The organism is Salmonella sp. SAL04157 (assembly GCF_046551635.1).
GTDB lineage: Bacteria > Pseudomonadota > Gammaproteobacteria > Enterobacterales > Enterobacteriaceae > Salmonella > Salmonella enterica.
In genome coordinates this window covers 78069-101130 of record NZ_JBGDVS010000011.1, presented here as the reverse complement: position 1 = coordinate 101130, position 23062 = coordinate 78069, and the positions used below count along the sequence as shown (strand labels likewise).

The following is a 23062-nucleotide window of genomic DNA, read 5'->3' as shown; positions in this document are numbered from 1 at the left end:
CCTGATTGAAATAGTGTAGTCGTCGTCACAAAAAGATGCGGTCTTACGGAATTTTCCGTAAAGTTCGGTACTCTGAATAATGAGAGAAAAATGCTTCAGGAGAAAAGCCATGAAGTGGCAACAACGCGTTCGTGTCGCAACCGGCCTCGGTTGTTGGCAGATTATGTTGCATTTACTGGTAGTGGCGATGCTGGTAATAGGCTGGATGAGCGGCACATTAGTGCGCGTCGGCCTGGGATTATGCGTGCTTTATGGCGTGACGGTACTGCTGATGCTGGCGTTGCAGCGCCATCATGAGCAACGCTGGCGCGATGTGGCGGATGTGCTGGAAGAGCTGACTACCACCTGGTACTTCGGCACCGCGCTGATTGTCCTCTGGCTGCTATCCCGCGTATTGCAAAACAATGTCTTACTGGCTCTGGCGGGGCTGGCTATCCTGGCCGGGCCCGCCGTAGTCTCGCTACTGGCGAAAGATAAAAAGCTACATCACTTTGCGTCTAAACATCGCATACGCCGCTGAACCCGTGGTGGCCGCTATCACCAGTAGCGGCCACAAACTTCCCCAGACAATTCCCAGACTCGCATCCTTAAGATAAATTTGCTTGGTAATATCAGTAAAGTGGCGGATAGGATTTATCCACGTCAGGTTTTGCAGCCAGACCGGCATATTTTCCACCGGCGAGACATAACCCGAGAGCAAAATCGCCGGCATCATAAAGACAAAGACGCCGATAAACGCCTGCTGTTGCGTGGCGCAAAGCGATGATATCAGTAAGCCAAAGCCTACCAGCGACAGCCCGTAAATCACCATCGTGAAATAAAACAGCGCTAACGAACCGGCGAAGGGAATTTGGTATGCCCAAATGCCGATAGCCAGCACGATCGTGGCCTGGAAGGTCGCGACAATCAGCGCCGGCACCGCTTTACCAACGAAAATCTGCCAGGTGGTGAGCGGAGAGACCAGTAGCTGATCCAGAGTGCCTTGTTCACGCTCGCGGGCGACGGACAGCGAAGTGACGATCATCACGCCAATAGTGGTGATCATGGCGATCAGCGAGGGCACCACAAACCACTTGTAGTCCAGATTCGGGTTATACCAGTTGCGTACCACCAGTTCGCTATTGTTGGGCTTTGGCTTGCCGTCCATCAATGTCTGCTGATACTCCTTGACGATCTGTTGCAGATAATTGGCGGCGATTTGCGCGCTGTTAGAGTTACGTCCATCAAGAATGAGTTGCATCGGCGCAGGCTGGAAGGTATCCAGATTCCGCGAGAAATCCGCCGGGAAGCGCACCAGCAGCAGCGCTTTTTGCGTATCGATAGTCGGCTGGATCTCCTGCGGACTGTTCAGCAATAGCACATGGGTAAACGCTTTCGCGCGGGCAAAGCGCTGGGTAAGTTCTACCGAATGTTTGCCGTTATCTTCGTTGTAGATAGCGATAGTCGCGTTAGTGACTTCAAGCGTCGCGGCGAATGGAAACAGGATGACCTGAATCAGCACCGGCAGAATCAGGATCGCGCGCGTTTGTGGTTCGCGTAAAAGCGATTGCAGTTCTTTGCGAATTAATGTCCATAAGCGATGAAACATAGAACCTTCCTCATGTCGGGTGGCGCTACGCTAACCCGACCTACATGGCCCGTAGGCCCGGTAAGCATAGCGCCACCGGGCAAAATACGAGCGCCAGAGTTAATCCAGCCGTCGTTTGGTTTTTAGCCACGTAAGGCCAATAAACATCACCGCCGAGGCGATTAAAAACAGTACGTTAACGCCTAACACGACCGGAATATTGCCGGCCAGAAACAGACTTTGCAGGGTGCTGACAAAATAGCGCGCCGGAATAATATAGGTCACCGCGCGGATCACCGCAGGCATACTGTCTATCTGGAAGATAAATCCGGACAGCATAATCGAGGGTAAAAAGGCGGCGTTCAGCGCCACCTGCGCGGCGTTAAACTGGTTGCGAGTGATGGTGGAAATCAACAGCCCCATCCCCAGCGTACTCAGTAAAAACAGACTGGTGATAATAAACAGAATCACCAGCGAACCGCGATACGGCACGCCGAGAATAAACACCGATACCAGCATACAGAGCAGCATCGCCAGCATACCGAGAAAATAATAGGGAATAAGCTTACACAGCAGCAGTTCAACACGCGTCACTTCGGTTGAGAGCAGCGCCTCCATCGTGCCGCGCTCCCATTCGCGGGCAACGACCAGCGAGGTGAGGATTGCGCCAATTACCGTCATGATAATGGTCACCGCCCCGGGAATAATAAAATGCTGACTGATCGCCGCCGGGTTAAACCAGTAGCGCGTCTGGACGTCAATGAGCGGTTCAAAGGTGTCGCCGCGATCTTCCGCCCGCTGCTGTTGCCAGATTTGCCAGATGCCTTCCACATAACCCTGAACGAAGTTGGCGGTGTTTGGCTCGCTGCCGTCGGTAATCACCTGAATCGGCGCGCTGTCACCGTCGCGCGCCATTTGCTGCGCGAAATCCACCGGAATCACCACCAGTCCGCGAATGCGTCCGGCCTGCATTTTTTCAATTAATTCATGGCGATTATCGCTAATGGTCGCGTCGATATAGGGTGAACCGGTCATCGCATGAGTGAAATCCAGCGCCTCCTGGCTTTGCTGTTCAAGCAGAATCCCCACCCGCAGCTTGCTGGAGTCAAGGTTAATGCCGTAACCAAAAATAAACAGCAACAGCAGCGGGATCACCACCGCAATCAGCCAGCTACTGGGATCGCGCACGATCTGGCGCGTCTCTTTGACGCACAACGCACGCACGCGGCGCCAGGAGAGAGACTTACTCATGCGTATGCTCCTTATCCCAGTCATTGATGAGAGTGATAAAGGCCTGCTCCATCGTCGGATCGGCCTGTTGCTCATCGGCGGCCTGCGCTTTGAGATCGTCCGGCGTACCGCTGGCGATAAGCTTCCCGCGATAAACCAGTCCGATGCGATCGCAATATTCCGCCTCATCCATAAAGTGGGTCGTCACCATTACCGTGACCCCTTTTTCCACCATGCTATTAATGTGCAGCCAAAATTCACGGCGGGTGAGGGGATCAACCCCGGACGTTGGTTCATCAAGGAATAAAATATCCGGTTCGTGCATCAGCGAGCAGGCCAGCGCCAGTCGCTGTTTAAAGCCCAGCGGCAGCGCATCGGTGGGATGCGACGCGATGCTTTTCAGACCAAACGCTTCACTCATGCGCTGAATTTTTTCATTTTGCGCGCGGCCCCGCAAACCGTAGACGCCGGAGAAAAAACGCAGGTTCTGCTCAACCGTCAGGTTGCCGTAAAGCGAAAATTTTTGCGCCATATAGCCCAGATGCTGACGGGCTTTGCCGGAGCTGACTTTCAGATCCATATCCAGCACCAGCGCCTTGCCGGATGTCGGCACCAGCAGGCCGCACATCATTTTAAAGGTGGTTGATTTACCCGCGCCGTTCGGGCCGAGCAGGCCAAAAATCTCGCCGCGTTGTACGACGAAATTAACATGGTCCGTGGCCGCGAAATCACCAAATTTTTTTGTCAGTTCCTGCGCTTCAATCACCGTTTCGCCGGCAGTGCCTTCAACCGTATGCAGGATTGAACCCAGCGGAGACTCCGAGGTTCCCGCTCCGCCAAGCAGATCGATAAACGCATCTTCGAAGCGCGGCGCGGTCTCATTGAGGGTGATTTCCGGCATCCCTTCGGCCTGACGAATATCTGCTGCGGTCGCCTCTTTTTTCAGGATCAGACGTACCGAACGTCCCTGAATCATGCCGTCGCTCACCTGCGGCAGTCTGAGCGCTCTCTGTAGTAACTTACGGTTGTTTTCCTGTGGACTGCTCATCAGAAAGCTACGCCCGGCCATCGTTTGCGTCAGCGCTTTAGGTTCGCCCTGATAGAGCAGCTCGCCTTCATTCATCAGCAGCACATCGCGACACTGTTCGGCTTCATCCAGATAGGAGGTGCTCCATAAAATCAGCATCCCGTCGCCCGCCAGTTCGTGAACCATTTGCCACAACTCGCGCCGTGAAATCGGGTCAACGCCAACGCCCGGTTCATCCAACAGCAGCACTTTCGGTTCGCCGACCAGCGTACAGGCCAGCCCCAGTTTTTGCTTCATCCCGCCGGACAATTTTCCTGCCAGACGGCCAGTGAAAGGGCCGAGGGCGGTAAACTCCAACAAACGGGCAAAGGTCTTTTCCCGTATCTCGCCGGTAACGCTGCGTAAATCGGCATAGAGATTAAGGTTCTCCATGACGGTAAGATCTTCATACAGACCGAATTTCTGCGGCATATAGCCCAGAACCGCGTGCAGCTCGCTGTCGTTTTGTATCGGGTCGAAGCCTAATACGGACGCGTTGCCGCCATCGGCTTTGAGCAGGCCCGCCAGCATACGCATCAGCGTGGTTTTTCCTGCGCCGTCCGGCCCTACCAGCCCGGTGACATAACCGGAATGAATGGTACAGTCGAGCGGCGCGACGGCGGGTTTATCCATTCCCGCAAAGCGCTTCGTCAGACCGTGCAGCGTAATAACGGCCTCACTCATGCCGTGCCTCGTCATTAAATTTCACCGTGACTGGCATCCCCTGGCGTAACGCATCGTCCGCATCGGTGACGATAATGCGCAGGCGATAGACGAGATCGGTACGCAGATCCGGCGTTTCGACGGTTTTCGGCGTAAATTCCGCGGTGGGCGAAACGAAACCAATCTTGCCGTGGTAAGGTTTGTCAGGACGACCGTCGGTATACAACAGAATGTCGCGCCCCGGTTGCGTCTGACTGAGGTTGCGTTCATCGACATAGGCGCGCACCCAGACGGGGCGGGTCAGCGAGAGCGTTAATACCGTGCTGCCGGCGTTCAGCATACTGCCAGGCTCGACCGCGCGGGTGAGCAAGGTTCCGTTGGCAGGCGCGATAAGCGTGGTGTCCTGTAAATCAAGCTGCGCCTGCGCCAGTTGGGCCTTTGCCTGTTCCAGGCTGGCTTTCGCCTGGGCGATATCCTGTTCACGATTACCGGTACGGTACTGGCTCAGTTTATCCTGCGCGGACTTCAGAGTCGCCTGCGCCTGATCGCGCGATGAGCGGGCGTTTTCCAGATCGTTAGCGGAAATGGTGCGGCTTTTCCACAATCCTTGCTGACGGTTATAAAAGTTTTGCGCGTAGTCATAGGCGGCTTGTGCCTGTCTGACGGCGGCGGCGGCCTGGGCTATCTCTTCATCGCGATAGCCTGCCAGCATCAAATCATATTGCGCCTGCGCGACCGACACGCCAGCTTTCGCCTGCATCAGCGCGTTTTCGTATGGCGCGTGATCCAGTTCGCCGAGCACCTGTCCGGCTTTGATGGCATCGCCTTCATCAACATTCAGCGACGCCAGCCTGCCGCCGACGCGAAAGCTGATATTGACGGTACGGATATCGACATTACCGTATAGCGTCAGCCCATCGTCCTGCCGACTTTGATACCACCAGGTTCCACCGGCAATCACAGCGACGATCGCTGCGATTGCCAGTCCGATAACGACAGGTTTTTTCATCAGTCCAGACTCCTTTGCGTTAAACCATGCAGAATAAGATCGATGTGGCAGGTTACCGTCTGGTAAATCAGCTCCGCTTTTTCTTCATCAAACTGCGGCCAGCCGGTACGTAACAGAATAGTTTCTTTGCCGAGACGAAACGCCAGCACTTCGCCCAGTAAGGCATGGGTATGCAAAATCATGCGCGTATCATTGGCGTCGCAGCCGGTATAAGCGGCAACCAATCTTGTCAGATGGGTATGCAACGGATCGATAACCTGTTCATGAACCAATTGATAGGCCGACGTGGGAGAGAGCTGCTCGCGTGAAATAAATTTGCTCAGGTTAACGGTGTCTTCCTGCGTCAGCAGCATAATCATGTTCTTGCAGGCGAGCAGAATGAGCTCGCGTATGGCGTCCCGGTCAGGGGCAGGCTGGCTAAACAGACGTTCCGCTTTTTCAGCATGGGGGCGAAATTTTTCGCCAAGAAAATCGGCAATCCACTGGGCGCAGGCGAGGTATAAATCCTCTTTTGAGCCGAAATAGTAAGTAATAGCGGCAATATTTTGCCCCGCCAGCGCGGCGATATCGCGCGTGGTGGCATGGAGGCCATACTCGCCAAACTGCGCCAGCGCGGCGGCAATGAGCTGACTTTTCGCCTGCTCGCCCTTGGTGGTCGTGGTGGTAATATTCATCACACGCCCTAATTCTTAATCAATCGATTGATTAAGACTATGACTCATAATGGCACTTGTCCAGTGTGGTCGATTAATTTGTCTTTGCCACCTTCCGGGATAATTTATGCGCCGCATCACAAAAACTGCTACACTCCGCCCCTTCATGACATTGTGGTTTTTGTCATTCCAAATTTGAGCATCTCCCTGAAAACTACACCGGCAACGGTCGGGGCGGTCCGGAGTAGTTATGTCTTTTGATTCCCTGGGATTAAACCCTGATATCCTGCGCGCCATTGCCGAGCAGGGTTACCGTGAACCTACCCCTATTCAGCAACAGGCGATTCCTGCCGTGCTGGAAGGCCGCGATCTGATGGCCAGCGCCCAGACCGGAACCGGTAAAACGGCGGGTTTTACCCTGCCATTGTTGCAGCATCTGATTACCCATCAGCCGCATGCTAAAGGTCGTCGCCCGGTGCGCGCGTTGATCCTCACGCCAACCCGCGAGCTGGCGGCGCAAATTGGCGAAAACGTCAGAGATTACAGTAAATATCTCAATATTCGCTCGCTGGTGGTATTTGGCGGCGTAAGCATCAATCCGCAGATGATGAAACTGCGCGGTGGCGTGGATGTGCTGGTGGCGACGCCGGGACGTCTGCTCGACCTGGAACATCAAAATGCCGTGAAGCTGGATCAGATTGAGATTCTGGTACTGGATGAAGCCGACCGTATGCTGGATATGGGCTTCATTCACGACATTCGTCGCGTGCTGGCGAAACTGCCGGCGAAGCGTCAGAATCTGCTGTTCTCCGCCACGTTCTCCGACGACATCAAAGCGCTCGCCGAAAAGCTGTTGCGCAACCCGCTGGAAATCGAAGTGGCGCGCCGCAACACCGCCTCAGAGCAGGTAACGCAGCACGTGCACTTTGTCGATAAAAAACGCAAACGTGAACTGTTGTCGCAGATGATTGGCCAGGGCAACTGGCAGCAGGTGTTGGTCTTCACCCGCACCAAGCATGGCGCGAACCATTTGGCGGAACAGCTTAACAAAGACGGTATTCGCAGCGCGGCGATCCACGGTAATAAATCGCAGGGCGCACGTACCCGCGCGCTGGCCGATTTTAAATCCGGCGATATTCGCGTGCTGGTGGCGACGGATATTGCGGCGCGTGGTCTGGATATTGAAGAGCTGCCGCACGTGGTCAACTATGAGCTGCCGAACGTGCCGGAAGATTATGTACACCGTATTGGCCGTACCGGTCGCGCGGCGGCAACTGGCGAGGCGCTGTCGCTGGTCTGTGTTGACGAGCATAAACTGTTGCGTGATATCGAAAAATTGCTGAAAAAAGAGATCCCACGCATTACGACGCCGGGCTATGAGCCCGACCCGTCGATTAAAGCGGAGCCGATTCAGAATGGCCGTCAGCAGCGCGGCGGCGGCGGTCGTGGTCGCGGACAAAATCAGGGGGGAGCGGGGCGCAGTCAGCAGCCGCGACGTCAGGATAGCGGGGCGGCGAAGGCGAAACCAAAACCGCGCACAGGCGAGGGGAAACCCGCTGGCGACAAAGCACGTCCGCCGCGTCGCCCGCGCAGAATCACGCCTGCCCAGTAAATTTTATCCGGCAACATGCCCGGTAGCGCGACGCTTACCGGGCCTACGGACTATGCAAATACGTAGGCCGAATAAGGTGCTTGCACCGTCATCCGGCAAAATACACATCGCGTTGCGAGCCGCCTTCCAGAACCGGTAAAAAAGGTACTTCCCGCCCCTGAAATGTGACACAATAGTGGCTGTTTATACAGTACTTCAGGTTTTCTCATGGCATTGACCGCTGCGCTGAAAGCGCAAATCGCCGCCTGGTATAAGGCGCTTCAGGACCAGATTCCCGACTTTATTCCCCGTGCGCCGCAGCGGCAGATGATTGCTGACGTCGCCAGAACGCTGGCCGGGGAAGAAGGGAGACATCTGGCTATTGAAGCGCCGACCGGCGTCGGGAAAACCCTCTCCTATCTTATTCCCGGTATTGCCATTGCCCGGGAAGAGCAAAAAACACTGGTGGTCAGTACCGCTAACGTGGCGTTACAGGATCAGATCTTTAGCAAAGATTTGCCGCTGCTACGAAAAATCATCCCCGATCTGCGTTTTACCGCCGCCTTTGGCCGCGGGCGCTACGTGTGTCCGCGAAACCTGGCGGCGCTCGCCAGTAGCGAGCCTACGCAGCAGGATCTGCTCGCCTTTCTTGATGACGAACTGACGCCTAACAACCAGGAAGAGCAAAAGCGCTGCGCCAGGCTGAAAGGGGATCTTGACGGTTACAAATGGGATGGTCTGCGGGATCATACCGACATTGCTATTGACGACGATCTGTGGCGGCGATTAAGTACCGATAAAGCCAGTTGTCTGAACCGCAACTGTCACTATTACCGCGAATGTCCATTCTTTGTCGCCCGACGTGAAATACAGGAAGCGGAAGTCGTGGTGGCGAATCACGCGCTGGTAATGGCGGCGATGGAAAGTGAAGCCGTACTGCCGGAACCAAAGCATCTGCTGTTGGTACTGGATGAAGGTCATCATCTGCCCGATGTCGCTCGCGATGCGCTGGAGATGAGCGCGGAAATTACCGCCTCCTGGTATCGCTTGCAACTGGATCTGTTCAGCAAACTGGTGGCGACCTGCATGGAGCAATTTCGCCCTAAAACCACGCCGCCGTTAGCGAATCCTGAGCGACTTAACGCACATTGCGAGGAGGTATACGAACTGATCGCCTCGCTCAATGCCATTCTTAATCTGTATATGCCCGCAGCGCAGGAGGCGGAGCACCGTTTTGCAATGGGCGAGTTGCCTGATGAGGTCATGGAAATCTGTCAGCGACTGGCGAAGCTGACCGAGACGCTGCGTGGGCTGGCGGAATCCTTTCTCAACGATCTCAGCGAAAAAACCGGGTCGCACGATATTGTGCGTTTGCATCGGGTGATTTTACAGATGAATCGGGCGCTGGGAATGTTCGAGGCGCAAAGTAAATTATGGCGACTGGCTTCGATGGCGCAGTCTTCAGGCGCGCCGGTGTCCAAATGGGCGACGCGTGAAATACGCGAAGGGCAACTCCACGTCTGGTTCCATTGTGTCGGTATCCGCGTCAGCGATCAGCTGGAAAGATTGTTATGGCGCAGCGTACCGCACATTATTGTCACCTCGGCGACACTGCGCTCGCTCAATAGCTTTTCGCGCCTGCAGGAAATGAGCGGCTTAAAAGAAAAAGCCGGCGACCGCTTTGTGGCGCTGGATTCGCCGTTTAATCATGTGGAACAGGGGAAACTGGTGATTCCTCAAATGCGCTACGAACCCACCATTGATAACGAAGAGCAGCATATTGCCGAAATGGCGACCTATTTTCTTGAGCAACTGGAGAGCAAAAAACATCATGGTATGCTGGTACTGTTTGCCAGCGGGCGGGCGATGCAGCGTTTTCTGGAGCATGTCGCTGATGTGCGCTTACTCCTCCTGGTTCAGGGCGACCAGCCGCGTTACCGGCTGGTGGAGCTACACCGTAAACGGGTGGAGAGCGGCGAACGCAGCGTGCTGGTTGGGCTTCAGTCTTTTGCCGAAGGGCTGGATCTTAAAGGCGAGCTGCTGACGCAGGTCCATATCCATAAAATTGCCTTCCCGCCGATCGACAGCCCGGTCGTGATCACCGAAGGCGAATGGCTAAAAAGTCTGAATCGTTATCCGTTTGAGGTACAAAGTTTACCAAGCGCGTCTTTTAATTTAATTCAGCAGGTAGGGCGATTGATCCGTAGCCACGCTTGTCGGGGAGAAGTGGTCATTTATGATAAGCGGTTGTTGACCAAAAACTACGGACAGCGTTTACTGAATGCCTTACCTGTTTTTCCGATAGAGCAGCCTGCCGTGCCAGACGTTATAGTAAAACCAAAAGCAAAACCTGCACGCAGCCGACGGCGTTAATGCTGTGAGCACACTTCAAGGAGCTTTCAATGGATTATCGCAAGATCATCAAAGAGATCGGGCGAGGTAAAAATCACGCCCGCGATTTGGATCTGGATACCGCGCGCGGTTTGTATACCCGAATGCTGAATGGCGACATCCCCGACCTGGAAATGGGCAGTATATTGATGGCGCTGCGTATTAAAGGCGAAGGCGAAGCCGAAATGCTGGGCTTTTATGAGGCCACGCAGAATCATACCATCAAACTGACACCGCCCGCAGATAGGCCGTTGCCGGTCGTTATTCCCAGCTATAACGGCGCGCGTAAACAGGCGAATTTAACGCCGCTGCTGGCTATCCTGCTGCATAAATTGGGCTTTCCAGTCGTAGTACACGGCGTCAGCGAAGATCCGACCCGTGTACTGACGGAAACAATATTTGCGCTGATGGGGATTGTCCCCACTCTACACGGTGGACAAGCGCAGGCCAAACTGGACGGGCACCAGCCGGTGTTTATCCCGGTGAGCGCGCTCTGCCCGCCGCTGGAAAAACAGCTGGCGATGCGCTGGCGGATGGGCGTGCGCAACAGCGCGCATTCACTGGCCAAGCTGGCGACGCCATTTGCTGAGGATGCCGCGCTGCGTTTATCAAGCGTTTCTCACCCTGAATATGTCCCGCGTGTGGCGACCTTTTTTAGCCGCATCGGCGGGCGGGCTTTGCTGATGCATGGTACCGAAGGCGAAGTCTATGCCAACCCGCAACGCTGTCCGCAAATCAGCCTGATTGATAGCCGTGGTGTGCAGGTACTGCATGAGCGTCAGAGCGACACGCACGACGAGCCGCTTTTACTGCCTGCGACTAAAGATCCTGAAATCACCGCGCGCTGGATTGAGCGCTGCCTTGCCGGCCACGAGCCGGTGCCGCAATCATTAAAAACGCAAATGGCCTGTTGTCTGGTTGCGACGAGAGAGGCGGCGACGTTAGAAGACGGGCTTGCGCGCGTCGAACAGGCTTTTAGCGAATAAAAAAAGCCCGTCCAGTGACGGACGGGCAAATAAGGGTAACAAACAGGGTTAATGAGGGTTGGAGCAGTGGGTGTCTGTTGGCAAACAGACGAGGGTAATACCCGTCAGAATTCAAACAACAGCGATGTTACAGCCTGAAATCTGGCGGGCAGGTAAATTATTTATAAATCACCGCAGTGCCGCTCATTTTGTCATTACCTACGGCGGAGGTGATGTTATAAGCGCTTGCGCCAGCAGCGGCGGCTTTTTCAGCCAGTTTAGCTTCCAGGCCATCTAGCGTGGTGGCGCCATCGGCAGACACTACGCCGATTTTATGCAGGTTTTGCGTCTGAGACGCGCTAACCGGTTCTGCGGCAAAAGCGCCAAAAGAAAGGGTGGAGAGCGCGATGGCTGCAACAGCATATTTAATGGTTTTCATGATTAATCTCTCGCAGGTTATTCTGTTTATGGGACGATGTTCCGTCGATGTGATGAGTATCACGGTTTTTTGCGAAAGATAAAATCGAATAGAATTGACGGCCTTGCTCAAAATTTTTGAATGACAAATAACATATTGATTATTAATTAATTCAACGGTGGAATTTACCGTTCTTGTCATCTGGCTTTACAGAGTCGAGGTTAACGGCACATTCTGCGACGCAGAATGCTAAAAAGCATGAGCGTAAAGGAATGGATGATACTGGCGGTTTCGGTAAAGAAAAGTCAGCGTAACTGGCTGTCTTTTGAACCTCTGCGATTATATCCTGAAAATGTTGCGTTATGTAAATCTTTCTCCTGCTGGCAGGATATGCATAACCGAACGCCCGGTACGGCTTTACGCCGCGCTTCAGGGATAGGATCGCCGCAAGATTCGCATTCATCGCGACTTTCGCCGTGGGGAAGTTCGCCGCGAGCGCGGGCAACGGCATCTTCAATGGTATTGTTGATTTGTTCATTCACTGCGTCGTCATTTGCCCAGCCGGATGCCATCACGCTCTCCTGATTTTAGGGTACCTGAGGTTAAGTGTAGCGCCGTCAGGTGAAAAAATCGCATCGCGCGATCTTTTCAGACCATGAGCAGAACCAATGTCATTCAGATATCCGATCAAACGAGCGAGGCAGGGAATTCGCGGTGGTATATTTACCCCGTGGCGTTATACGGGTATCTTACGCCGCTGCTAAAAGGAGAATGCCATGTCCGCCCAGAAATCGGGGTTACACCCGCGCAACCGCCATCAACACCGTTATGATCTCGCCGCACTGTGTCAGACCACGCCGGAATTGACGTCCTTTCTTATCCGCACGCCCGCCGGTGAACAGAGCGTTGATTTTGCTAATCCGCAAGCGGTAAAAGCGCTCAATAAGGCGTTGCTGGCGCATTTTTATGCCGTCACACACTGGGACATTCCGCCAGGGTTTTTATGTCCGCCGGTGCCTGGCCGTGCGGATTATATCCATCATCTGGCGGATCTGCTTGGCGAAACGACAGGGAGTATTCCGGCGCAGGCAACTATTCTGGACGTGGGCGTGGGCGCCAATTGTATTTATCCGCTTATCGGCGTTCATGAATATGGCTGGCGATTTACCGGTAGTGAAGTCAGCGACGCAGCGATGTCCAGCGCGCAGGCTATCATTCAGGCTAATACGGGGTTAAGCCGCGCCATTCGTCTGCGTCGGCAAAAAGATCCGGCGGCCATTTTTACCGGTATCATTCATAAAAATGAATTTTATGACGCAACGCTTTGTAACCCGCCTTTTCACGACTCCGCCGCCGCAGCCCGCGCGGGCAGCGAGCGTAAGCGCCGCAATTTGGGGCAGAATAAAGATGATGCGCTGAACTTTGGCGGTCAACAGCAGGAGCTATGGTGCGAAGGCGGCGAAGTCGCCTTTATTAAAAAAATGATTGCTGAAAGCCAATCCTTCCGCCGTCAGGTGTTGTGGTTTACGACGTTGGTGTCGCGCGGCGAGAATTTACCGCCGCTTTACCGGGCGTTGACGGAGGCTGGCGCGGTGAAAGTGGTGAAAAAAGAGATGGCCCAGGGGCAAAAGCAAAGCCGCTTTATTGCCTGGACCTTTATGGATGACGACCAGCGTCGCCGTTTTATCACCCGTAAACGCTAAATCGTCGGTTCGCGCGGCGGCGGCGAATCAGGCGACGGGCCGCCAGCGGGGGCGGGCAGAACCTGATACGTTTGCACCGGCGCGCGCACATTGGCTAGATCAAAATGCTTTTTCACCTGGCTATCAAGGGCAAAACGCACCGTCCACTGCTTGAGCGGTAGGGTGGTGAACGATACGCGTAAAGTAAACGCCGTGTTCGTTAAACCGACAATACCGGCGAACGTGGGTTCGCCGATAATCAGCCCGCGAATATCCTCCGTCTCCATCAGCGCCGTTACCGCGTCTTTCAGCGCCTGATTCGCTTTATCCGCATCCTCATGGCGATCCACGTCATAGTTGGCGACAACAGAGCCGATACCGCGCACAAAGTTGGCGAAAGTGGTGATCGAGGACCACGGGATAATATGGTATGCCCCGGTATCCTGCCGCACGCCGACGGAACGAATCGACATTCTTTCGACCGTCCCCGTCAGCGGGCCTATGGTGACTAAGTCGCCGGTATTCATCCCGTTTTCAAACTGAATAAAGACGCCGGTAATAATATCTTTCACCAGGGTTTGCGAACCGAAAGAGATAGCCAGACCTAACGCCCCCGCGCCAGCCAGCAATGGCGCGATATTGACGCCGATTTCCGATAACACGATCATGATGGTTATGGTACTGATAATCACTGCCAGCGCATTGCGGAACAGCGTCAGCAGCGTGCGCGTGCGGGCGCTGGGTAGCGGGCGACCATGAATATCGGAGGCCAGGCGATTCTCAATCAGACTGGCGAGAATCGTCCATCCCACGGCGGAGAAGAATAAGATTAACGCGATACGGATGAGGATATCGACCATCTTTTCCCCCGCGCCATAATGTAGCCAGTGCCAAAAATCGAATAATCCCCAGGCGTTGAGCAACAGCATAACGGCGACGCAGACGGTCAAAAAGCGTGCGACTTTTAGCGCCGAGGAGAGCCAGCCGTTAAGCCGCTTTTGTAATTCCGGGTAATTGCGCTGCGTATGGGGCGACAGGGTGATGGTTTTCGCTATCCAGCGGGTAAACATACCGGAGATAAACGCCGCGATGCCAATAATCGCCAGACTGCGCACGGTCGCGCCCATCATAAACTTCAGGCTATTGCCTGGGTCGAATAACGAGAAGAAAAACAGCACGATAAAGTAAGCGCTGGCCAGCCAGTGCCACACCAGCGCAAAGGCGCGGATAAACAGGCTAAAAAAGGCTAATGATCGTTCCGCCAGACTTAATAAATGTTGCGTAATCTCCGCTTTGTTTTTAAAGATCAGGTACAGCGCCCAGATGGTGATGCAGAGCATGATCGCCACATTAGCCATCGCGCCAACCTGAACATTCACCTGGTTGGAAATAATCGGAACGGCAACAACCAGCCCGTAGCCAATCAAACTGCTAAGCGAACTCATACGGCGATTCCAGTAACGCGCTGTCGCATCCTGAATCGCGAATGGGCGTAATTCCGGTACATTAGGGCAAAAAATAAGCCGCAGAATCGCTTTAAAGAACTCTATCAGCGCGAAGGCATTCAGGAACAGGCTTTGCTGAAAAGCGATAGTTCGACTTCCCGCATGGAAATTATCACTGAGCATCTGACCGATAAATAAGGTGAGCGCCAGTAGCAGGAGGTCGATAATAAACGCGCCGACGATCATCGCCGGGAGCTGTAACCAGTTGCTGCGTTCACGGTTTTTCTTGCGTGCCCACAGGCCCATTTTTCGATATAACGGCAGGGCGCAAAGCCGTATCACGCTATAAAAACCAAATACCGCGACGGCCAGAAATAAAAAGTGGGTTAACGCGTTGGTGAAGGTTTGCGAGTTAAACGGCTTGTGCGGCGCATCGGTGATGTTGCGATAAAGCTGGGCGAAACGGGTAGCGAAAGCATCGCCGTACTGACGGGTAACGGTGGTGACGTTCTCCAGTACCGTTTTCTCATCTTTGGCCGCAGGCGGCGCAAGCGCTGGCGCTGGCTCGGTCGGCGGCGTGGTTGAGGCCTCGCGGAGTTGCGCTATTAATTCGTTACGTGAAGCCTCGTTCTCCAGTACGTCAGCCAGGGCCGCATAGGCCGCTTTTTTTTGTTCAGGACTGGGCTCTGGCGCTGCTTGCTGGCTGGTTGATGTCCCCGTGGTCACGCCGGGTATGGCGACCGCATGGGCAGGCGCGCCCAGTAGACAAAAAAGGATGAACAGGGTCCACCGCATGACTCCTCCAGTGAGAAAAGAGACGCAAAACACTAAGTATAGATGGCGCAGGGAAGGGAAAATGAAATGGGACTATTCCATGATGCCCTCCCTGCCGCAGGGCAGGAAGGGCGATATCTCAGGAGACGTGCTGTAAAAATTCCTGTAAACGTGGGCTTGGCGGGTTTTCGATCAACGCCTGCGGGCTGCCATCTTCGGCAATACGGCCTTTATCGATGAAAATCAGCCGTGAGGCGACTTTTTCGGCAAAGCCGATTTCGTGAGTGACAATGACCATGGTCATGCCTTCTTCCGCCAGATCCTGCATGACTTTCAGCACTTCATGGCGCAGTTCAGGGTCCAGAGCGGAGGTTGGCTCGTCAAAGAGCATCATTTTCGGCTTCACGGCCAGCGCTCGGGCAATGGCGACGCGCTGTTGTTGACCGCCGGAAAGCTCGGAGGGGTAGTGGTGCGCCCGTTCCGCCAGTCCAACTTTCGCTAACAGAGCTTTCGCCTGTTTTTCCGCTTCTTCTTTCTTTACGCCGCGCACGCGCAGAGGACCGAACATCACGTTTTCGAGCGCGGTCAGATGCGGGAACAGATAAAACTGTTGAAACACCATGCCGGCTTCCTGGCGAATCAGCCGTTCGTCTACTTTAGGATCGTTGACTTTCAGACCATCGACAATCAGATCGCCGGAGGTGATCTCTTCCAGTTTATTGATACAGCGTAATAACGTGGATTTACCCGAACCGGAAGGGCCGATAATCACAACCACTTCGCCCTGACGGATGTTTAAATCAATGTTATGCAGCACCTGGGTGGGGCCAAAGTGCTTGGAAACGTTTTTAAATTCAATCACAGGATTTTCATCCTTCTTTCAAGACGACGCAAAATAAAGCTCAGCACCAGCGTAATGATCAAATAGAAGACGGCCACGGCGCTCCAGATTTCCAGGGCGCGAAAGTTACCGGCAATAATTTCCTGGCCCTGACGGGTCAGCTCGGCTACGCCGATAACAATAAACAACGAGGTGTCTTTGATGCTAATGATCCACTGGTTGCCCAGCGGCGGCAGCATACGGCGCAGAGCAAGCGGTAAAATAACATGGCGGATGGTTTCCCGGCGAGAAAGGCCCAGCGCCAGACCCGCTTCGCGAAAGCCTTTGTGAATGGATAGTACTGCGCCACGAGTAATTTCCGCGATATAAGCGCCGGAGTTAATCATAATTGTCACGACCGCTGCGCTGAACGGATCAATACGCAAATCATTAAATGCCATCGGCAGGGCAAAGTAGATAAACATGACCTGGACAACGATGGGCGTGCCGCGAATAATTTCAATGAAAACCAGGGCGATATGGTTGGCGAACCAGCCGCCAAACGTACGGGCAAAACCTGCCGCCAGTCCAATAACCAGGCCGCCAGCCAGACCGAGGACCGAGATCCACAGGGTCATTTTAGCGCCCTCAAGTAAAAGCGGAATGGCGGGCCAGATGGCGCTCCAGTCAAACTGCATATGTCGTTCCTGTTACCGTGGTGTAAATAGTCAAATGCTCTATCCGGCGCGGAAATGGCGTGAAAGTGTCTTATCCGTCACGAAAAAGAGCTGTAGGCCCGGTGAGCGTCCTCACTACCGGGCTACAAGCCAACATCAGGTCGTTTTATTTAGGTTCTGTACCGAACCATTTTTTGTAGATTTCGTTATAGGTGCCATTCTCACGCAGCGTTTTCAGCGCGCCGTTGACTTTCTCGCGCAGTTCATCGCTGCCTTTCGGGAAGGCAACTCCGTATTGCTGTGCTTCCAGCGATTCGCCTACCGCCTTGAACTGGCCGTTGCCTGCGGTTTTGATAAAGTACAGGATGTTCGGCGTATCGTGCAGAACGGCGTCTGCGCGGTTGGTGCCTAATTCCATGTACGCGTTATCAATGTTCGGGAACTGACGCAGATCTTTGGTTTTGATATTCGCTTTCGCGTAATCCACCGACCCGGTTCCGCTCTTCACGGCAACGACTTTGCCATCGAGGTCTTTCACGCTTTTAATGTCGTTATTATTGGCTTTCACCATCACGAGCAGGCCGCTTTTGTAATAGCCATCGGAAAAGTCGATCGCTTTTTTACGCTCGTCCGTAATCGTAATACCCGCCAGCGCCAGATCGATATTTTTGGTTTGTAATGCCGGAATAATGCCGCTGAAATCCATCGGTTTCAGGGTGTAGTCCAGCTTCAGTTCTTTCGCGATAGCGTCCCACAGATCAACATCAAAACCGACGTATTTGTCGCCCTGTTTAAATTCAAACGGAACGAACGCCGTATCGGTTGCCACAACGAGTTTCTTATCCGCAGCGTGCGAAGACACCGCAAAAGCCAGGGTAAGTGCAGCCAGTGAAACTTTTAATAGAGACTTCATAGCATTTCCTTTTCTATCCACGGGGCGATCCCCTGCGAGAACATGTAGCGTAATGAAAAAATCATGCCAATTATGTAACTCATTGTTTTAACAGAAGCATGAATCATTCCTGTGCACAATAAGTCGGGCAAAACCAGTATGCTGCACCGTTTCGGGGCACTGATTTAGTGCATGAATAACAAAGTAGAGATACAGGGTCTATTTAGCGTAAAAATTGTTGTTAAAACAATCTTTAATTAACGATTGTGTGATGTAATTATTACAAATAATTCACTTTTATCGGAGGGGAGTACAAGACGTGTGCACTATTTAAGTGCAAAACCCCTGTGACAGGCAGGGGTATAGGGATGACTTATATACCTGTGTACATCAAGTTGCAGGTGCGTTCGCTTCAGTTACCGACGGAAGTCAGGCTCCTGCGGATTCGCTGCGTTTGTACCTTCCTGCAACTCGAAGTATTCAGGGTAGAGATAGATTTATTCGATGTTGGATTCGATAAACCACAGGAATTTATCGAGGTCGCGTGATGCAGCGGTAAAGATATCGGCAGTGTCTTCATCTTTGGCTTCACCGATAGCTTTGCGAACATCATTAGCGACAACAGCGTAGCGATCGGCCAGTTCTTTTAAGTGATCCTGCACGTTATGGATATCGAGCGGATAGCTTTTCAGTGGAGTTTTGCTGTTGATAACTTGCGTGGTGCCTAACGCCACACCGCCAAGCTGTACGGCGCGCTCGGCCATAGTATCCAGATGATCGGTCAGTGCGGTACGGAAGCCATCCAGCATCTCATGAACGGCAATAAAGTTAGCACCGCGCATGTTCCAGTGGGCCTGTTTCGTGATCAGCGACAGGTCAATGAACTGGATCACCTGACGATTAAGCAACTCAACCGTCGCTTTTTTATCGCTCTCTGATACATCGTTACGGGTATAAAGCAGATTAGACGCTTTTGTTTTTACCAGTTTAGCGGTACTCATAATCTCATATCCTCTTGATGTTTGTGTCCCAGGTAATTAACGAAAATAAGTATAGCACCGGTTTTTAACTTTGCTTTTTTGAATTTACCTATCACTTTAATAGTACAGACAAGATTTAATATTTATTATGATTAAAAATCAATTAGTTAGACGAGTTTGCTGTTTGGTGGGTAATAATTCTCATTTTAATGTAAAAAATGAGAAAAAATATGACAAAAAATGACGAAGTAATAGCGCGATAATAAAAGGTGAATAACGAGGTGATATTCTGCATGATTATGCACATCATGCAGAATAAGAAACTATTTTACGTCAACTTGTTTAATTTGCGGTTCGCGGCGAATCGTTAGGGTAGATCCCATTGAAGCGGCAATGATGGCGCACAGGGCCATGATTTGTATGCCCGTAAGCGTTTCGCCCAGAAAAATCATCCCGGAAACGGCGGCCAGCGCGGGTTCCATGCTCATCAGCGTACCGAAGGTGCGGGTTGGCAGGCGCGTCAGCGCAATCATTTCCAGTGAATAAGGCAGCGCCGTAGAAAGCACAGCGACCGCTAACCCTAAGGGAAGAATCGACCAGTGCCATAGCGCGTCGCCAGCCTGAACTGCGCCAATCGGCACGAAAATGATGGCGGCAATCAGCGAGCCTACCGCCACCGTGGCCGGACCATGTTCCGCGCCTGCTCGCTGGCCAGTAAGAATATAGACAGCCCAACAGGCGCCAGCGCCGAGCGCTAACGCGGCCCCGGTAAGATCGACGTGAGACATATCTTGCCCTAATGGCAGCAGGAACCAGAGCCCAAGCACAGCCAGTACGACCCAAATAAAATCTACCGGCCGCCGGGATGAAAACAGCGCGACCGCCAGAGGACCGGTAAATTCCAGCGCGACCGCAATACCCAACGGCACCGTCTGAATCGACAGATAGAATAGATAGTTCATCCCGCCCAGCGACAGACCATAAAACAGTAAAGGCAGCCGCTGCTCTTTGGCAAAACGCAAACGCCAGGGTTTGAAAAAGGCGATAAGGATAAGCGTTCCCAACGCCAGACGAAGCGCCGTTACGCCCGGCGCGCCGACAAGAGGAAATAACGATTTCGCCAGTGAAGCGCCACTCTGAATAGAGGACATGGCAATGAGCAAAACCAAAATGGGCAACCAGACTGGTAGTTTACGTGTTGACCCCGGCATCCTTTCTCCTGTCAAAAAATGTCAGTACGAGTAAAGGTGGCAGTGTAATGGAAATTCCCCGCGGCGGTTGAGGATTCGTTGAAAAAAAATTTCCAGGATTCCATAAAATGAACTTAAATTGATGGATAAATAGACTGTTAGTTTAGGAATAATCTGGATGAATGTATCGCGCCGCACGCGCATTATTGGTGCAATCAGCCGGAAAAGTGATGTTAATTGAATAAGATAGCGCGATATGGAAACGTTCTGTTACATGAAAGGCGCCCTTAGACACCGTGAATCGCAAAGAGTTTCCCATTAATTTTTGATATATTTAAAACTTAGGACTTACTTGAAGCACATTTGAGGTGGTTATGAAAAAAATTGCATGTCTTTCAGCACTGGCCGCTGTTCTGGCTTTTTCCGCAGGTACTGCAGTAGCTGCTACTTCTACCGTTACCGGTGGTTACGCTCAGAGCGACGCGCAGGGCGTAGCGAATAAAATGAGCGGTTTTAACCTGAAGTATCGTTATGAGCAGGACGACAACCCGCTGGGCGTAATCGGTTCCTTCACCTACACCGAAAAAGATCGTACTAACGGTGCGGGCGATTACAACAAAGGTCAGTACTACGGCATCACTGCCGGCCCGGCTTACCGTCTGAACGATTGGGCGAGCATCTACGGTGTAGTCGGTGTGGGTTACGGTAAATTCCAGACGACCGATTACCCAACCTACAAACATGACACCAGCGATTATGGCTTCTCCTATGGCGCTGGTCTGCAATTCAACCCGATGGAAAATGTTGCTCTGGACTTCTCTTACGAGCAGAGCCGTATTCGTAGCGTTGACGTTGGCACCTGGATTGCTGGCGTGGGTTACCGCTTCTAATCACGTCGGTGAAAATGAAAAATCCGCCTTTCGGGGCGGATTTTTTTTGCCTGAAACGTGCATTATTTTAGTGAAAAAATATCGCTGCCCAGATGGTTATAGTCCACTTTTTGTAATTTGAAATTGGTGATATAAACGGGCCCGGCTTTCTGCTCCGAAATAAATCGATAGCGATTTTTGATCTCTTTAGCGCTAATTCCTGTCCATTGCGAGAAAAAACTCAGGAAATCGTTCGCAGAACGGCGAGCTTTAATGATCCGATGCGCTTTACTGTCGCTGGATAGCACCATAAACGGCACCTGGAAGTTTTGCTGGAATTTGTCGTCATGCGCCAGGTACTGTACCGCTTTGCCGCGCTCTTTAAACGCCAGCCCGTGATCGGAGAAATAGACGAGCGAAAAACTGTCGCCGCTATGACGAAGCTGAGTATAGAGCTGACGGAGTAAATCATCGGTTTGCGTCATGGTGTATAAATAACAAGACGTCTCTTTCGACTGGACAAACGTCGCGTATTTTCCCTGAGTACGGTCGCAGGCCTGGGGATGCGACCCCATTAAATGCAACACAATCAACTGCGGTTGCGTGCGTTCTGTCGCCAATACCTGCGCCGTCATGCTTAACAGCGCGTCGTCGCGAGTATTTTTATCCGCTTCAAAATCGCCGTTTTTCAGGAAATGCGCTTCATCGGCGCGTTTGGCGATACTGGCGATGGCCGTGTCGTATTCACCGATTTGCCCCTGATTGGAAAACCACCATGTCTGAAAACCGGCGCGGTTAGCCAGCGTGACGAAGTTATCCTGATACTGCGGTTTGTTATCCACCACGCGATTGAGCGTTAAACCGAGCGATTTTTGCGTTGAGCCGCTGGCGGCGATGTAATCCATAAAGAAGTCGCCATTCACATGGCTGGCGAAGGGGGTATTATCCCAGTGGCCGCCGAAAGCGCCCATGGCATCCCGTCGCGCGCTTTCACCAATCACCACGACATAGATGTGATATCTGGGTTTCACCGCAGTAACCGTCCAGCTATCTTTTATGCCGGATAGCTGCGCCATACGGTGCTGCTCTTCAATGACTTCGTTGTTATTGACGATAACGTCTTTGGCGAAGCGAAAAACCGGATAGCCGGTATCAATAACCTTAAAAACGCCGCCCCACGCCAGATTTTGTACCGGCGCGACGAAAAATGCCGCGACGCTAATCAGCAGGCACAGGCTGTCGAGGCTATTCCAGCGCGGCCTGACCTCTTCTTTTCGGCGGCGAAGCGCAATAATACCCAGCGCAAAAATAAAAAGTCCGGTCAGGTAGCTATACCACGGGAAGATGGTCAGGATTTCGCTCGACTCTTCCATATTGGTGGAGTGCAGCGCCAGCAGCGTATTAAAGTTCGGCGCGCCGTAAGCCTGGCCAAAGGGAAAATAGCAAGCGGCTACCAGCGAACAGATGCCGAGCAGCGCTTTTTGTCCGCGAGGCAGGTAGCGCCAGAGCAGCAGCAACAGGCAGGTAAACGCCGCGGTATAAAGCAGGCTAAAGGGATAGCCGAGCGCGAGGTTAATCAGCAGCGACTGTAAAAAGTAGAGGCCCGTCCACGGGCTTACAGCCCGACGACGGGCGAGAAGTGAATCGATAAGGGTTGAATTCATATGCCACTATTGCAAAAACGCCATGTGCTAACCCTGGCGCGAAGGGTCATTACCTGCCTGATTATGCGTAAAAAAGGTATTGGGTTCGCAACGGCGAGTCGCAAAATATTCAGGGCTGCCAGAAGATAGAGCGTGCGGGTAAGAAGGTCAACCGCCGGAAAGAAAATGTTTTGCGAAGAGAATAGCAAAACCACAAAAAAACAGGGGAAATGGGCGCCATTTCCGTTGAGGATGCAAAATAAAGCGGCGTACCGCACCGCCGCGTTATTTCGTGGAAGGGTTATCCTGTTCCGGTTTGCCGTTGATCATATCGCACAACATAGAGAGCAGCATTAACCGGACTTTAAAGGGAGAGTGACTGAACACGCGTATACACCTCTTAAATTCGTTCATATAAACCTCCTGATGTTTCTATCCCATCGATCCGTGAGGGATGTCTGCATTACATACAGATATAGCACAGGCTATGTTTTATAGCTATTGCTAAAACGTTAATTTTTTGTGCCCGGACAACTC

At 52.7% G+C, this 23062-nt stretch carries 21 protein-coding genes; 6 read left to right on the top strand and 15 right to left on the bottom strand.

Annotated elements, in window-relative coordinates; genetic code table 11:
* The first annotated feature begins 109 nt into the window (after nt 1-109).
* Nucleotides 110-520, top strand: coding sequence for a YbhQ family protein (locus ACLJRE_RS19615; RefSeq protein ID WP_000871970.1), 411 nt, complete (start codon nt 110-112; stop codon nt 518-520).
* Here ACLJRE_RS19615 and ACLJRE_RS19610 read toward each other — a convergent pair.
* From ACLJRE_RS19610 to cecR, 5 genes are all read right to left on the bottom strand, one after another.
* Nucleotides 482-1588, bottom strand: coding sequence for an ABC transporter permease (locus ACLJRE_RS19610; RefSeq protein WP_000469050.1), 1107 nt, complete (start codon nt 1586-1588; stop codon nt 482-484). The genes ACLJRE_RS19615 and ACLJRE_RS19610 overlap by 39 nt on opposite strands.
* A 99-nt stretch (nt 1589-1687) precedes the next feature.
* Nucleotides 1688-2818 carry an ABC transporter permease gene (locus tag ACLJRE_RS19605; RefSeq protein ID WP_000045765.1) on the bottom strand — a complete coding sequence of 377 codons (1131 nt, stop codon included), beginning with the start codon at nt 2816-2818 and terminating at the stop codon, nt 1688-1690.
* Nucleotides 2811-4547 (bottom strand): ATP-binding cassette domain-containing protein, encoded by a 1737-nt coding sequence (locus ACLJRE_RS19600; protein ID WP_001287612.1) that lies wholly within the window; start codon nt 4545-4547, stop codon nt 2811-2813. Before ACLJRE_RS19600 ends, ACLJRE_RS19605 begins: the two co-directional genes overlap by 8 nt.
* On the bottom strand, nt 4540-5535 hold the full coding sequence (gene hlyD / locus ACLJRE_RS19595; protein ID WP_000743431.1) for a secretion protein HlyD: 996 nt from the start codon (nt 5533-5535) through the stop codon (nt 4540-4542). The genes ACLJRE_RS19600 and hlyD overlap by 8 nt, the downstream gene beginning before the upstream one ends.
* Nucleotides 5535-6209, bottom strand: coding sequence for a transcriptional regulator CecR (gene cecR / locus ACLJRE_RS19590; protein ID WP_001028037.1), 675 nt, complete (start codon nt 6207-6209; stop codon nt 5535-5537). The genes hlyD and cecR overlap by 1 nt, the downstream gene beginning before the upstream one ends.
* 229 nt (nt 6210-6438) lie before the next feature.
* On the opposite strand from cecR, the gene rhlE reads away from it, so the two are divergent.
* The 3 genes from rhlE (at nt 6439) to ybiB (ending at nt 11156) form a co-directional block, all read left to right on the top strand.
* A complete protein-coding gene (rhlE, locus tag ACLJRE_RS19585) occupies nt 6439-7800 on the top strand; it encodes an ATP-dependent RNA helicase RhlE (RefSeq protein WP_000007065.1) in 1362 nt (453 codons plus the stop codon).
* 207 nt (nt 7801-8007) lie between these two features.
* Nucleotides 8008-10152 (top strand): ATP-dependent DNA helicase DinG, encoded by a 2145-nt coding sequence (gene dinG, locus ACLJRE_RS19580; RefSeq protein WP_058108902.1) that lies wholly within the window; start codon nt 8008-8010, stop codon nt 10150-10152.
* Between the two features lie 29 nt (nt 10153-10181).
* A complete protein-coding gene (gene ybiB, locus ACLJRE_RS19575; protein WP_023212639.1) occupies nt 10182-11156 on the top strand; it encodes a DNA-binding protein YbiB in 975 nt (324 codons plus the stop codon).
* Between the two features lie 157 nt (nt 11157-11313).
* Here ybiB and ybiJ read toward each other — a convergent pair whose 3' ends face one another.
* Nucleotides 11314-11574: a DUF1471 family protein YbiJ gene (gene ybiJ / locus ACLJRE_RS19570; RefSeq protein ID WP_000849089.1), complete on the bottom strand. Its 261-nt coding sequence runs from the start codon at nt 11572-11574 to the stop codon at nt 11314-11316.
* 284 nt (nt 11575-11858) lie between these two features.
* On the bottom strand, nt 11859-12125 hold the full coding sequence (locus ACLJRE_RS19565; protein ID WP_000146332.1) for a DksA/TraR family C4-type zinc finger protein: 267 nt from the start codon (nt 12123-12125) through the stop codon (nt 11859-11861).
* A gap of 204 nt (nt 12126-12329) precedes the next feature.
* Between ACLJRE_RS19565 and rlmF the strand changes: the two genes are divergently transcribed.
* On the top strand, nt 12330-13256 hold the full coding sequence (gene rlmF / locus ACLJRE_RS19560; protein ID WP_001275974.1) for a 23S rRNA (adenine(1618)-N(6))-methyltransferase RlmF: 927 nt from the start codon (nt 12330-12332) through the stop codon (nt 13254-13256).
* On the opposite strand, the gene ybiO is transcribed toward rlmF, so the two are convergent.
* From ybiO to rhtA, 6 genes are all read right to left on the bottom strand, one after another.
* Nucleotides 13253-15475, bottom strand: coding sequence for a mechanosensitive channel protein (gene ybiO / locus ACLJRE_RS19555; RefSeq protein WP_023212638.1), 2223 nt, complete (start codon nt 15473-15475; stop codon nt 13253-13255). The genes rlmF and ybiO overlap by 4 nt on opposite strands.
* Before the next feature lie 118 nt (nt 15476-15593).
* Complete coding sequence (glnQ, locus tag ACLJRE_RS19550; RefSeq protein ID WP_000569093.1) at nt 15594-16316, bottom strand: glutamine ABC transporter ATP-binding protein GlnQ; 723 nt, start codon at nt 16314-16316, stop codon at nt 15594-15596.
* On the bottom strand, nt 16313-16972 hold the full coding sequence (gene glnP / locus ACLJRE_RS19545) for a glutamine ABC transporter permease GlnP (protein WP_001159076.1): 660 nt from the start codon (nt 16970-16972) through the stop codon (nt 16313-16315). The genes glnQ and glnP overlap by 4 nt, the downstream gene beginning before the upstream one ends.
* A gap of 145 nt (nt 16973-17117) precedes the next feature.
* A complete protein-coding gene (gene glnH, locus ACLJRE_RS19540) occupies nt 17118-17864 on the bottom strand; it encodes a glutamine ABC transporter substrate-binding protein GlnH (RefSeq protein ID WP_000838671.1) in 747 nt (248 codons plus the stop codon).
* Between the two features lie 476 nt (nt 17865-18340).
* The gene (gene dps / locus ACLJRE_RS19535) at nt 18341-18844 is read right to left on the bottom strand and encodes a DNA starvation/stationary phase protection protein Dps (protein ID WP_000100805.1); all 504 of its coding nucleotides are present in this window, start codon (nt 18842-18844) and stop codon (nt 18341-18343) included.
* Nucleotides 18845-19146: 302 nt separating this feature from the next.
* Complete coding sequence (rhtA, locus tag ACLJRE_RS19530) at nt 19147-20034, bottom strand: threonine/homoserine exporter RhtA (protein WP_001119555.1); 888 nt, start codon at nt 20032-20034, stop codon at nt 19147-19149.
* Nucleotides 20035-20387: 353 nt separating this feature from the next.
* On the opposite strand from rhtA, the gene ompX reads away from it, so the two are divergent.
* On the top strand, nt 20388-20903 hold the full coding sequence (gene ompX, locus ACLJRE_RS19525) for an outer membrane protein OmpX (RefSeq protein WP_000716763.1): 516 nt from the start codon (nt 20388-20390) through the stop codon (nt 20901-20903).
* Nucleotides 20904-20965: 62 nt separating this feature from the next.
* Here ompX and ACLJRE_RS19520 read toward each other — a convergent pair whose 3' ends face one another.
* Both ACLJRE_RS19520 and mntS read right to left on the bottom strand, forming a co-directional pair.
* Nucleotides 20966-22546 carry a phosphoethanolamine transferase gene (locus ACLJRE_RS19520; protein ID WP_023212637.1) on the bottom strand — a complete coding sequence of 527 codons (1581 nt, stop codon included), beginning with the start codon at nt 22544-22546 and terminating at the stop codon, nt 20966-20968.
* Nucleotides 22547-22810: 264 nt separating this feature from the next.
* Entirely contained in the window at nt 22811-22939 is a 129-nt protein-coding gene (gene mntS, locus ACLJRE_RS19515) for a manganase accumulation protein MntS (protein WP_001001755.1), read from the bottom strand.
* Between the last annotated feature and the right edge of the window lie 123 nt (nt 22940-23062).